The sequence below is a fragment of the Neolewinella aquimaris genome (assembly GCF_014197245.1).
In the GTDB taxonomy this organism is placed as follows: Bacteria; Bacteroidota; Bacteroidia; order Chitinophagales; family Saprospiraceae; genus Neolewinella; species Neolewinella aquimaris.
Map to the genome: position 1 here is coordinate 197547 of NZ_JACIFF010000009.1, position 12855 is coordinate 210401.

Annotated in this window: 11 protein-coding genes; 4 read left to right on the plus strand and 7 right to left on the minus strand. The window is 58.7% G+C overall.

Going from position 1 to position 12855, the window contains the following annotated elements:
• The first annotated feature begins 37 nt into the window (after positions 1-37).
• The 3 genes from GGR28_RS16600 to GGR28_RS16610 all read left to right on the plus strand — a co-directional run bounded on the left by GGR28_RS16600 (position 38) and on the right by GGR28_RS16610 (position 3364).
• A complete protein-coding gene (locus GGR28_RS16600; RefSeq protein WP_183496945.1) occupies positions 38-541 on the plus strand; it encodes an RNA polymerase sigma factor in 504 nt (167 codons plus the stop codon).
• A gap of 529 nt (positions 542-1070) precedes the next feature.
• Positions 1071-1874, plus strand: a complete 804-nt coding sequence (gene epsC, locus GGR28_RS16605) for a serine O-acetyltransferase EpsC (protein ID WP_183496946.1) — start codon at positions 1071-1073, stop codon at positions 1872-1874.
• Positions 1875-1951: 77 nt separating this feature from the next.
• Positions 1952-3364: a DEAD/DEAH box helicase gene (locus tag GGR28_RS16610; RefSeq protein ID WP_183496947.1), complete on the plus strand. Its 1413-nt coding sequence runs from the start codon at positions 1952-1954 to the stop codon at positions 3362-3364.
• 44 nt (positions 3365-3408) lie between these two features.
• Here the strand turns inward: GGR28_RS16610 and GGR28_RS16615 are convergent, their stop codons facing one another.
• The 6 genes from GGR28_RS16615 to GGR28_RS16640 form a co-directional block, all read right to left on the minus strand.
• The gene (locus GGR28_RS16615; RefSeq protein WP_183496948.1) at positions 3409-3735 is read right to left on the minus strand and encodes a hypothetical protein; all 327 of its coding nucleotides are present in this window, start codon (positions 3733-3735) and stop codon (positions 3409-3411) included.
• Positions 3736-3740: 5 nt separating this feature from the next.
• Entirely contained in the window at positions 3741-4133 is a 393-nt protein-coding gene (locus GGR28_RS16620) for a group III truncated hemoglobin (RefSeq protein ID WP_183496949.1), read from the minus strand.
• A 96-nt stretch (positions 4134-4229) separates the two neighbouring features.
• Positions 4230-5480: an NAD(P)/FAD-dependent oxidoreductase gene (locus GGR28_RS16625; RefSeq protein ID WP_183496950.1), complete on the minus strand. Its 1251-nt coding sequence runs from the start codon at positions 5478-5480 to the stop codon at positions 4230-4232.
• 27 nt (positions 5481-5507) lie between these two features.
• Positions 5508-5816 carry a 2Fe-2S iron-sulfur cluster-binding protein gene (locus GGR28_RS16630; protein WP_183496951.1) on the minus strand — a complete coding sequence of 103 codons (309 nt, stop codon included), beginning with the start codon at positions 5814-5816 and terminating at the stop codon, positions 5508-5510.
• Positions 5817-5847: 31 nt separating this feature from the next.
• Positions 5848-7005, minus strand: a complete 1158-nt coding sequence (locus GGR28_RS16635; RefSeq protein WP_183496952.1) for a cytochrome P450 — start codon at positions 7003-7005, stop codon at positions 5848-5850.
• Positions 7006-7080: 75 nt separating this feature from the next.
• Positions 7081-7854 (minus strand): NUDIX hydrolase, encoded by a 774-nt coding sequence (locus GGR28_RS16640; protein ID WP_183496953.1) that lies wholly within the window; start codon positions 7852-7854, stop codon positions 7081-7083.
• 171 nt (positions 7855-8025) lie between these two features.
• Here GGR28_RS16640 and GGR28_RS16645 point away from each other — a divergent pair, with 171 nt between their 5' ends.
• Entirely contained in the window at positions 8026-11481 is a 3456-nt protein-coding gene (locus GGR28_RS16645; RefSeq protein ID WP_183496954.1) for a ThuA domain-containing protein, read from the plus strand.
• Between the two features lie 28 nt (positions 11482-11509).
• On the opposite strand, the gene GGR28_RS16650 is transcribed toward GGR28_RS16645, so the two are convergent.
• Positions 11510-12796 carry an NRAMP family divalent metal transporter gene (locus GGR28_RS16650; RefSeq protein ID WP_183496955.1) on the minus strand — a complete coding sequence of 429 codons (1287 nt, stop codon included), beginning with the start codon at positions 12794-12796 and terminating at the stop codon, positions 11510-11512.
• Positions 12797-12855: the final 59 nt, after the last annotated feature.

The window sequence follows — 12855 nt, forward strand, 5'->3', positions numbered from 1 at the left end:
GTTCACACCACAATAAGTAACAGTAACTATCCACATTATGACCAACCAAGAATTCACCCAGGAGATCAATAAACTTGAGAACTTACTTTTCTCCTTTGCTCTGCGCCTGACCCGCAATCACCAAGATGCGCAGGACCTGATGCAAGAAACCAGCATGCGGGCTTACCGCCACAGAGACAAATTTACTATGGGAACCAATTTCAAAAGTTGGGTATCGACAATCATGCGTAACACTTACATCAACCGTTACCGCAAAGAAAAAAGCCGCAAACACGTGAACCAGCCCATTGAAACCTTCACCTTTGCTCTTGAGAACACCAGTGCCATCCCCAATCAGGGCGAGCATGACATGCGCCTCAAAGAACTCAATCGCATGATGAGCACTATCGGCGAAATCTACAGCGTACCCTTCCTCATGTTCTACCGCGGATACGAGTACAAGGAAATCGCAGCCCATCTCAATATCCCCATCGGAACCGTCAAAAGCCGCATCTTCCTGGCCCGCCAGAAAATGAAAGGCATGATCGGTACCCGCAACTGATCCTCAGCCCGAACCAAACTGAAAGCTAAACCCTAACTTTTTAGACACTTGTAAGAAACACAGATTACTGTAGCAAACATTTTGAACACACATCTTTTATACTGAGAGACTTTACTATTCTTAAGTTGTGAGAGACTTGACAATAATTTTCTGAGAGATTTTGACGCAGACACATTGAACGCACGATTTTTTGACACTGAGAGTTTTTGACATTTCCGAGAGACGACAAACACAGTTTTAATTTTTTGAACACACAAGCATATTGTTTTTCTGAACACACAAGTACATCGTTTTTTTGAACACACAAGTACATTGTATTTTTTAGACGTACCATATGCAATGACATTTTAGATTCTGGAGTAATAAAGAACACTGACGTTTTATTCGTGTCTTTCCAAGCCTTATAAAGCATTACCCAGTGATTTTAATTTATCGATGAGGTTTAACCCCCTCGTCCCAGATTTTCAGAGAGTCGGCCCCCGGGCCGGCTCTTTTTTTTGCCCCTACCGGAAGTGTACCTTTGACTATTATGGACGATCAATTCATACGACGGCTCTTCCACGAGCACCATTCGGTAGTTCGCTTACCGTCACCACGACTGATAGAGGACTGGCTAGGTGGCCTGCTCCAATTCCTATTTCCCGAAATGAGCACCTTCCGCTTCGGCAGCGAAGAGGCTTTCCGTAACCACTACCGCACCAACGATCTGAAACTCTACACGATTCTGGATGCGTTGAGTCACGATCTGGGGTGCCCGATTGACGAGATACGCGCCCGTTTCGAGGAGCGCCTACCCTCCATTCACGGCAGTCTCCTCGCGGATGCAGACGCAATCTTGGCCGGTGACCCGGCGGCCGTGAGCCGCACCGAGGTCATCACGACCTATCCGGGGTTCTACGCACTGGCCGTTTACCGCATTGCCCACGAAATGCTCGCGCTCGGCGTTGGGCTGGTGGCCCGGATGCTCAGCGAAATCGCCCACGGTAAGACCGGGATCGAAATTCATCCGGGAGCACGCATCGGCAACCGCTTCTGCATCGATCACGGAACGGGTATCGTCATCGGGGAGACGGTCGAGATCGGCGACGGGGTGAAGATGTACCAGGGGGTTACCCTCGGTGCGCTGAGCGTAAAGAAGGAAATGGCCCGCACAAAACGCCACCCGACCATTGAGAACGATGTGATTATATACGCCGGCGCCACGATTCTCGGAGGAGATACCGTCATCGGTGCCGGCAGCATCATCGGCGGCAATACCTGGATCGTAAAGAGCGTGCCGCCGAATAGCCGTATATACTACGACTGGCGCATCCCGGAACGACAACCGGAGTAACTGGCTAATAAACAGTATCTTTGCGCTTGCAATAGCGCGCGGGCCGGAGAAAATTGGCTTGCGTTAAGACAAGCCAAATGGAAAACAACCCCGACCAGACCCCCGAAGAAGCGGTGGTCTACTTCGATGAGCTCGATCTCGTCGACGAACTACTGGATGCCCTCGACGATATGGGCTTCGATAAGTGCACACCGATTCAGGCCCAGGCCATTCCCCCCTCCCTCGAGGGTCGCGACGTACTCGCCGTAGCCCAGACCGGTACCGGAAAGACCGCCGCCTTCCTACTTCCTATCCTCGATAAGCTCACCCGGAACCCCGTAAAGAAGGTCAATACCATCATCCTGGAACCTACCCGGGAACTGGCCATGCAGGTCGATCGCCAGCTCGAAGGATTCAGCTTCTACACTCCCGCTTCCTCGATCGCCATCTACGGCGGCCGCGACGGGCACAGCATGGAACGGGAGAAGACCGCCCTGAAAACCGGGGCGCCCCTCGTCGTCGCCACCCCCGGCCGCCTCATCGCCCACCTTGACCTGGGATACGCTGACCTGAGCGGCGTGCAACACTTGGTCCTCGATGAGGCCGACCGCATGCTCGACATGGGCTTCGTCAACGACATGATCAAGATCATCGACCTGCTGCCCAAGGAAAATCTCCAGATCCTGTTCTACTCGGCCACCATGCCGAATAAGATCCGCAAATTCTCCCGCGAGATCCTCAAGAACCCGGTCGAGATCAGCATCGCCATCTCCAAGCCCGCCGAGAAGATCGACCAGAAGGCCTTCGACGTGGCGGACTGGGCCAAGATCAGCCTCATCGAGCACATCCTGAAGGACAAGAAGGACATGGAGCGCATCCTGATCTTCTGTGGCCGCAAGAAAACCGTGCGCGACCTGACCCGTCGCCTGCAGCGTAAGGGCCACCAGGCCGAAAGTGTTTCCTCCGACCTCGAACAGGACGAACGCGAGCAACGTCTTGCCGATTTCCGCTCGGGCAAAATACCCATCGTGATCGCCACCGACGTACTCAGCCGCGGCATCCACATCAACGGCATCGACCTGGTCATCAACTTCGACGTACCCGGCGACGCGGAGGATTACGTCCACCGCATCGGTCGTACGGCCCGCGCCAGCGCCGAGGGGGAAGCCATCACCCTGATCAGTAAGGAAGACCGCCAGCGCTTTAAGCGCATCGAGGAACTGGTGGAGAAAAAGGTTCGCCGCATCCCCCTCCCCGACGAACTCAACGACGCCGAACCCGGCAGCGGCAACTCGGGCGGCAACGAACGCGGACGCGGCCAGGGCCGGGGTCGCGGCGGTAAACACCGCAGCAGTAGAGGCAAAAGCAGCGGCGGCAACCAAAACCGGGGGCGCGGCCGCGGGCGCAGCGAAGGTCAGGCAAAGAGTGATGGGGACCAGGCACCGTCCTCCGACCGCCCGGCCAGCGAAGGACCGAAGAAGTTCGGTCGCCGGAAGCCACGTCGGGATTAGCGGAGGTAGATTGCTCCTGCGTTCTCGCCCTACGCTGCTGGTCTTTATTCCCCTTCCCAAAAATCAGCCGCCTGCTCCGGTAAGGGCACCAGCGTAGCAGACTCAAGGATGCACGTCGCTCCGATGTTGGCAGCGATGTAGCGGATCAAGTCTGCTTTCGTGAAGGCGGTTTTGTACGCTGACCTAAGTTCCGGCGCACTGGCGTAACATACCTGCCCTCTACCATCCGCCTGCGCATCGTAGACGAGTTCCAAGCGCTCGGCAACTTCTTTTATGAACGGAAGATGAAGCGCGAGAGAATGCAGCTCCCGCGGAGAAACTTTCCGGGTGGGGTCGGGAAAAACAAAGATGCGGCCCAGCTCGACTTCCATCACGATCAGATGAGCGGTTCGGACCGGCTGCGGCGGTAGTGGTCGATCTTGAATTGAAACATTTCGGCCATGCGCTCCGCGCGCCACTTCGCTTCGTCGGCCTTCGGTCCCCGAAAATTCGCGTCCACCGTACGGTAAAAAAGTTCCTTCCAGCAGTTGAAGTGCTCGCTACTCACCGGTAACTTCAGGTGCGGCATAAAGGGGCTCCCTCCGTAGGTGCGCTCGCCGAGCAGCACCGTCTGCCAGAACCGGTACATCTTGTCGAGGTGGACGGGCCACCGGTCTTTGATTACGCCGCCAAATATGGGACCCAGCAACTCATCCTCCCTGACTTCGGCGTAGAAAGCATCCACCATGACCTTGATGTCCTCAAAACGACTGATATCGGATAGCTGCATGAGCGGGCGGATTTGTACTTACCAGACTAACAACTCCAACCACCGTATCGGTCAAATGCTTGGGCGGGGACGCGGGTGCAAGGCTAATGCAAAAAGCTAACGCACCAGGTTAGCGGGCCTGAGCGGTACGGTAGGATCGGCCAGCTTATCCCGGTCGATCAGTGCTCCCGACTGGATAAACTTTGTGCCGATTACGTAAGCCTTTGCGTTGTTCACCGCATCAACGGCCAGCAGGGTGTCGCCGGCGAAGTACCAAATGGAAAACTTGGGGGCCTCCCCCACTTCTTTACGCACCACCGCCCGGTCGTGTCCCTCGGATAGCCCGACGATCTGCAACTTCACGTCGTACTGATCGGACCAGAACCACGGAATCGCGTCGTAGATAGCCACTTTCCCCACGAGGGCGGCGGCGGCTACCTTACCCTGATCAACGGCATTCTGCACCGATTCTAGGCGGACGAAGCGGTCGTAGCGCGGATTATGGTGGTAGGTGCAATCCCCGATGGCGTAGATATTTTCGTCGCTGGTACGGGCCGATCCATTTACGCAAATACCGTTGCTTACTTCCAGACCGGCACGCTGGGCCAGTTCGACGTTTACGCGGATGCCCACGCCGATCACGATCACGTCGGCGACGAGTTCATCCCCATCCGCGCAGCGTACAATCGTGTGCGTGGCGTTGGTTTGGAACCCGGAAACGGTCTTACCCGTCAGAATTTTTACTCCGTGGTCGGCGTGCAGTTGCTCGAAGAAGGCCGACATACCGGGGGTCGTGACCCGGGCCAGCACCCGCTCCTCCCGCTCCAGTACCGTGACCTCCGCACCGAGTTTACGGAGGGAGGCGGCCGTTTCCAGTCCGATGTAGCCGCCCCCGATAACGACTACGCGCTTACCGTGATCTTCGGACAGTGCCGCGCGAATACCGGCCACGTCGGCGGCCGTTCGCAGGGAAAAAACGTGACGGGCGGACTCCAGTCCCGGAAAGGGAGGAATGAGCGGGCGGGCACCCGTAGCCAGTACGAGCTTATCGTAGGCTAGCTCCTCTCCATTGTCCAGCACTATCAGCGAACGGTCGCGGTCGATGGAGGCAACGGAGACGCCAAGACGCAACTCGATCCCCTCTCTTTCGTAGTTGTCGACCGCGCGCAGTGGATTGTGGTAACTTCCCTCCTCACTCGTGAGGTAGGTCTTGGATAGCGGGGGGCGGTGGTAGGGAAGCTGGGGGTCGCGATCTATGAGTACGATACCCCCCGTCCAGCCCTGCCGACGTAATTCGAACGCGCAGCCGACGCCCGCGTGACTGGCACCAACGATCAGGCATACGTGTTCTTCCGGGCTTTCGGCCATGTTCGATTGCTTGTTGGTTTGGTAAGCTTATTCGGCGACGCGCAGCACGACGCCATCGATGGCATCGCTGACCACGATCTGGCAACAGAGGCGGCTGTATTCGTCGGCGTTGTCGTCGAGTTCGAGCATATCGCGCTCGATCTCGCTGGCTTCGCCGGTTTTGCGCACGTCTTCGGGGGCGACGTGTACGTGACAGGTGGCACAGGAGCACACGCCGCCGCAATTGCCGAGAATGCCTTCGATGCTGTGGTCGCGGGCGAGCTCCATGACGGAACCCGAATTGCCGCTTACCGTGGTCGATGTGCCGTCGGTAGTGATAAAGGTGATGTTTGCCATTTCAGTATGGTTAGTTGGGGAATAGGGAGGGTTAGCGCGCGTGGAAGCGCACCGTGAGGGAATCGAATCCGACCTTGCGCTTGAATTGATCGAGGTCTTCGATGTTGTCTTGGTGGTCGAGCAGGTCGATGGAAGCTACTTTTTCGGCCAGGGTAGCCACCAAGACGCGCAGCAGCTGGCGGGCGTGGGTGGCCCCCAGGCAATTGTGGTGACTAAAGCCGAAGCTGACGTGGGGATTGAGCTTGCGGTCCAGCACGATCTCGTCGGCTTTGTCGAAGACGGCGGCATCACGGTTGGCCGAGGCCCAGCAGAGGGAGACGCGGGAGTCGGCGCGGACGGCGTGGGCGCACACTTCGGTGTCCTGAGTCACGACCCGCCCCATGTGGGTCAGCGGGGCAAAGTAGCGGACCAGTTCTTCTACGGCTCGGTTGAGGATCTCCGGCTCATTGCGCAGCCGGGTCAGGGACTCCGGATGCTCGGCGAAGTAGGCCACGGAATTGGTGATGGCGTTGATGAGGGTATCGCGCCCGCCGGCAAAGGTGAGGATCATGACGCCCCTGACCTCTTCCCGGGTCATTGGTTTGCCGTTGACTGCGGAAGCAAGGAGCACGGAATAGAGATCCTCCCCTGGATTGGCAATTGCTCGGTCGATCTGCTCGTCGATGTAGTCGTAGAGGATGCTGGCCTTATCCCCATCGAGTGCCACGCCCTCGCTGCGGAAAACGTGGGTACCCCAGGAGATCCAGATTTCCGCTTCCGCTTCGGGAATGTTGAGCAAGAGGGTCAGTGCGCGCGACTGCAGGGGCAGGGCGAATGCACTAACGACCTCTACGGTGTCCCGCTGCAGCACCTCGTTCACGAGGGCTTCGATCTGTCCGGTCAGCGCCCGGGTATAATCCTCCTCCAGCGGCCGGCGGAACCAGGCTTCCACCGCGGCACGGTAGGCGGTGTGCTCCGGCGGGTCGAGCTCGAAGGGAATTTGGCGGGTATCGCGGATGTTTACCTCCGAGGGAACTACGATGCGGCCGGGTGTGGCTCCGGACTGGAAGGTCTTGTAGTTGTGGGCCGTCTTGCGCAAGTCCTTCAACCGCAGGATCATGGTCACCGGATCATCCTGGTCGTTCATGTGACCGATTCCTTTCTCCAGCCGAGCGGCGGCGAAGGGATCGGGTAGTGCGCTTTTCTTCATATCGGACGTGGGTTTACCGCTTGCTTGCTTGCCACAATGATAGGTGGATCAGCTCGGGCCGGCTACTACACATGGTTAAGATAGTGGTGCGGAGGGTTCGCTCCCGCGTTCCCGCCGAAAGCGGTACAGGTAGGGCGCCCGATTGGAAGCTCCCGTATACTTTTTTTCCAGGCGCTCCAGTACGCCGAGGTCCAGGATCTTTTTCTGGAAGTTGTTGCGGGGGAAGGGTCGGTCGTAGACGGCTTCGTACAGGAGCCGCAGCTCCTTCATCGTAAATTTCTCGGGCAGCAAATTGAAGGCGATGAGTTTTTCGTCCAGGACACGGCGCAGGGAAAGTAACCCTTCCCCTACGATCTCGCGGTGATCCATGATCATCTTCGGGAGGTTATCCACCGGGTACCAGTCGACGGTGGCGTCCACATCGGTTTTGCTCGGTTTTACCACACGCATGTCCACCAGTGCATAGTAGCCGATGGAGACGAAGCGGTCGACGAGCCAGTGGAGGTTGTCCCGCATCCAGCGCACGCTGCCATCCGCATCGGCATTCAACTCGACCAGACGTTCCAGGGCACTACGGTTGTTGCGATCCGTACCGCCGAAGACCCGAAACTGTTCCAGGTAAATGTTCGTGATGCCGGTGCGCCCCTCGAGAATGCGGCGGGCGGCGGCGTCGATGGACTCCGTTTGCCGGATGAAGCCGCCGGGGAGGCCGTAGAAATCGCCCCGAAAGATCAGTTCGGGAACCAGGACGTACAACTTCCCGTCCCGGTAGCCGAAGACCACGCAGTCGATGGAGAGCTGGCGGATGTACTCGGTATTCAGGTCGGTCGGCAGGTCGGTGTCGGGCATGGCTAAGGGACAGGAAGAAGAACAGGTGGGCGATATATTACGGGCCGATCGTTTCGTCGGTACGCGACGCCCAACGCAATATATGGGAAGTTTGGCTATTATCTTTTTTTTAGACTTTAGCTTACTTATCGTTACCTTTGGTGACTACCAGATCATGCTCCTATGAATTTTATGCGCTTACCGTCACTGATTTACACCTTGTGCACTTCATTGCTGCTGTTCGCCGCGGGTTGTGGTTCCGAAACTGAAGGGACTGACGATGCCTCCCGCCTACTTGTGTTCAGCAAGACCGACGGCTTCCGCCACGAGTCCATCGAAGCGGGACAGGCCGCCGTGGAGCAAATGGCCGCCGAGCACGGCTACACCGTCACCCTGACCGAAGACGCCGAGCGCTTTAACGAGGATACGCTGCGGACGTACCGGGCCGTGGTGTTTCTGAACACCACCGGCGATGTGCTCAATCCCGAGCAGCAGGTAGCCTTCGAGCGCTACATCCAGGCGGGCGGCGGCTACGTGGGGGTACACTCCGCTACCGATACCGAATACGACTGGCCCTGGTACGGCCAACTCGCCGGCGCTTACTTCCTCATGCACCCCAGTACGCCCAGCAATGTGCAGGAGGGCAAGTTTACGGTCCTGGAAAAGGATATGTGGGCCACGTCGATGTTCCCCGACACCTTCCGTCGCACCGATGAATTCTACAGCTTCCGCAACATCTCCCCCCGCATCAACGCCGTACTGGAACTGGACGACAGCAGCTACATCGGCGGTGAGAACCCCGACTACCACCCCATGGCCTGGTACCAGGAATTCGACGGCGGACGCTCCTTCTACACCGCCCTGGGACATACGAACGAAGCTTACGCCGATTCCACCTTCCTGCAGCACCTCTGGGCCGGCATCGACTACGCCAGCGGAGGCAGCGACCCCCAGCCCCTCGACTACTCGAAAGCACGTCCCGAAGAGAACCGCTTCGCCAAGGTCGTCCTGGCCGATAAGCTCGACGAGCCCATGGAGATGACCCTGCTCGACGACCACCGCATCCTTTTCATCCAGCGCAAGGGCGAAGTCCGGCTGTACAACACCCAGACGCAGGAACTCAGGACCATAGCCACCCTCCCCGTCAGCACCAAGTACGCGGGCGGCGGCACGGCCGAAGACGGCATGCTCGGCCTGAACAAAGATCCGGACTTTGCCGACAACCAGTGGATCTACCTCTACTACTCCCCAGTGGAACCTGCCGTCAACCGCCTGTCGCGCTTCACAATGGACGGCGACGAACTGCTCCTGGATTCCGAAAAGATCATGCTCGACGTGCCCGTTCAGCGTGAGGAGTGCTGCCACACCGGCGGCTCCATCGCGTGGGACGCCGACGGCAACCTCTACCTCTCCACCGGCGACAACACCAATCCCCACGCCTCCAACGGCTACAGCCCCAGCGACGAGCGCCCCGACCGCGGCCCCTGGGACGCCCAAAAATCATCGGCCAACACCAACGACCTGCGCGGCAAGATCATCCGCATTCACCCCGAAGATGACGGCTCCTACACCATCCCCGCCGGGAACCTGTTCCCCGAGGGCACCGAAAAGACGCGGCCCGAGATATACACCATGGGCCACCGGAATCCCTTCCGTATTTCTATCGATCAGCGTACCGGTTACGTTTACTGGGGGGAAGTAGGCCCAGATGCTTCCGACCCGGACAGCACCCGCGGCCCCGCCGGACACGACGAGGTCGGACAAGCGCGGGAGCCGGGCAACTTCGGTTGGCCGCACTTTGTCGGCAACAACAAAGCCTACCACAAGTACGACTTCGCCGCCGAACGATCCGGCGAAATGTGGGACGTCAACGCACCCACCAATACGTCTCCCAACAACACCGGCCTGGAACAACTGCCCCCGGCCAGGGAAGCCCTCATTTGGTACCCCTACGGCCCCTCCCCGGAATTCCCTCTGGTGGGTAGCGGTGGACGCAACGCCATGGCCGGACCGGTCTTCTACACCGACGATTTCACTGGTGCCGAGCGCGCCTTCCCCAATTACTACAACGGCAAACTGCTAGCCTACGAGTGGATGCGCGGCTGGATCATGGCCGTGACCCTCGACGAAAACGGCGACTACGTCTCCATGGAACGCTTCATGCCGAGCTACAGCTTCAGCAATCCGATGGACATGGTCTTTGCCGACGACGGCGACCTCTATATGCTCGAGTACGGCTCCGGCTGGTTTACCCAGAACGACGACGCCCGCCTCGTACGCATCGAATACAACGGCGGCAACCGGGTACCGGAAGCCCAACTCATTGCCAGCACCATGGGCGGTGCCGCTCCCCTCACCGTAAGCCTCTCGGCCGAGGGAACGGAAGACGCCGACGGCGACGAACTCGACTACCGGTGGAAGATCACCTCCGACAACGGTTACGAAGAAACCTTCGCGGGCACCGCCACGGAAGTTACCCTCACGGAACCCGGCATCTACCGTGCCGTCCTTACCGTCGACGACGGCAACGGTGGAGTCACGACCCAGTCTACCGACCTGACCGTCGGCAACGAGCCGCCCGTAGTGGAGCTTGATCTACAGGGCAGCCGCTCCTTCTACACCCCCGGCCGGCCCATCCGCTATGCCGTAAACGTAAGCGACGCCGAAGACGGCACCCTCGAAAGTGGAATCTCCGCCGACCGGGTCGCCTTCACCGTCGATTACCTGCCGGAGGGCTACGATAAGGTCGCCATCGCCCAGGGTCACCGCTCGGCCGACGACGGTGCGCTCACCACCCGCGGCGAAGTCCTGATCGGTGAGAACGACTGTATGGCCTGCCATAAGGTAGCCGGCGAATCCATCGGACCCAGCTACCAGGCCATCGCCGAACGCTATACCGGCGACGCCGAAGCCCACGAGATGCTGGCCGGCAAGATCATTTCCGGCGGTACGGGCAACTGGGGCGAGCACGTGATGTCGGCCCACCCGGAGCTGGCGGCGGAGGATGCCGCAAGCATGGTGCGCTACATCATGGCCCAGAACAAGGATACCGGTCCCGGTCTGCCCCTTAGCGGTGATTACGCCATCGAACTGCCCGAAGGCGACGCCGGCAAGGGCGTGTACATCCTGCGGGCCGCCTACCGCGACCAGGGTGCCAGCGGCCTGCCCGGCCTAACGACGGAAAAAACGGTGGTGCTGCGCAACGCCCAACTCGATGTCTTCGGTTTCGACAGTTACGAGAAGGTCCGTAAGCTGACCTACGGCGGCCAGAATATGCTGCTGCCCGACGGTCCCGGTTCCTATGTGACTCTCAACGACGTCAGCCTGGCGGGCGTACAGGCCGTAAATGTGGTTGCCATGGCTCCGAAACCGATGGTAAACGCCGTGGGTGGCGTGGTCGAACTGCACCTCGGCAGTGCCGACGGTCCGCTGATCGGGAAGTCCGACTTCCTGCCCCCCTCCGAAGATATGAACATGGCCGCCGCGCCCCCGGTCCTGCACATTCCGGTCAAGCTGCCCACGGACGCCGATCCATCCGCTTCCGACGATCTCTACTTGGTCCTCTCCCACCCCACGGCGGAGAGTGGCCTACCCATGATCATCGTGGCGGTGCAGTTGCAACTGGCGGAGGGACAGGCTTCGAAGTAAGCGCCTGGTCGGCGAGGAACCTACCCGCCTAAAATATATCCGACAGTCCGTTCCAGAGGATAATGAGGGAAAATACGAAGGCCCCCACCATCACGATGTTCGTGACCAGGCGATTGGCGGGCAGTCCCGCGTTTTTCCGGTTCCACAGGAAGAGGAAGCAGAAGACCACCAGCGGCAGGGCGAAAACATTGAATACCTGGGTGAAGATTTGCCCCTGAATGGGGTTGAAACCGAAGACCGGTACGCTCAGGGCCAGGATGCTAGCTACCCCCGTAATCAGTTTGAAGCGAGTGGAATTCACGTCCAGCTGCCCGGAATTGTAATCGCCGAGCATCAACGGCACGATCATCAGGCAGGGAAAAATGGAGGAAAGCCCCGCGCTCAGCGTGCCGGCAAAGAAGATGCTAACGGCGAATTTCCCGACGGACGGCTCCAGCGCCCCCGACATATCGAGCACGGTCGTAATTTCCTTGCCCTGGCCGTACAAACTGCCGCTCGCCACCGCCATGATCGACCCACTGATGGTGAAGATCAACAGCGCCGCGATGATGGAGTCGTTCTTCTGGGTCCGAAAATCATCCATGGTCCACCCCTTACCCTGAATGAACAGTGGCCGCGAAAGGAAGGTAGCCGCGGCCATGGTCGTTCCCACGAAGGCTGCAATGAGAATACCCGCCCCCTCCACCTGGGGGATTTTCGGGATGAGCCCCCGAACGATATCCGACGGCAGGGGAAACACAAAGAGTAGCGTAAAGACGAACGACAAACCCATCATACTGACGAACAGAGCAAGCACTTTTTCGAAAAGCGAGTAGCTGCCCTTGATCAGCAGCAGGTAAAAAATGCCGATGACCAGGATGGCCAGCCCGAGCACCACCCAGTACTGCTGCTCGGCCAGTCCCGGGAAGTTGATGACCAGGATCTCAAAAATGACGTTGGAGGTGATGCCCAGGATCCCGATCAGCGAGTTCCACTGGCCGATGCCCACGGCGACGATGATGGCAATGGCCAGGGCCTTCCCCATAGGCAAATGTTTGCGCACGGCGTACAGGGCGGTTTCCCCGGTAAAGAGGTAGTAGCTGCCGGACACGTAGATCAGCACACCCGTAAAGATGCAACTGAAGAACAGCACCCACAGCAGGTCCATGCCGAAGGAATTACCCGCCACGATCATGGAGGTGACGCTGCCCGTACCGATGGTGTAGCCGATGGCGAAGATGCCGGGACCGAAGGCCAGCAGGAAGGCCAGCAGCTTTTGCCCTGCACTTTTTTTGGTGGTCGGATGGTCGTTGGCCGGTCCGTTTTCGTGATTCATGGGGGTACGCTTCTTACGGTGAGTGAATAGTATGGGTCGCAGGTACGGTTAGTGAGGCG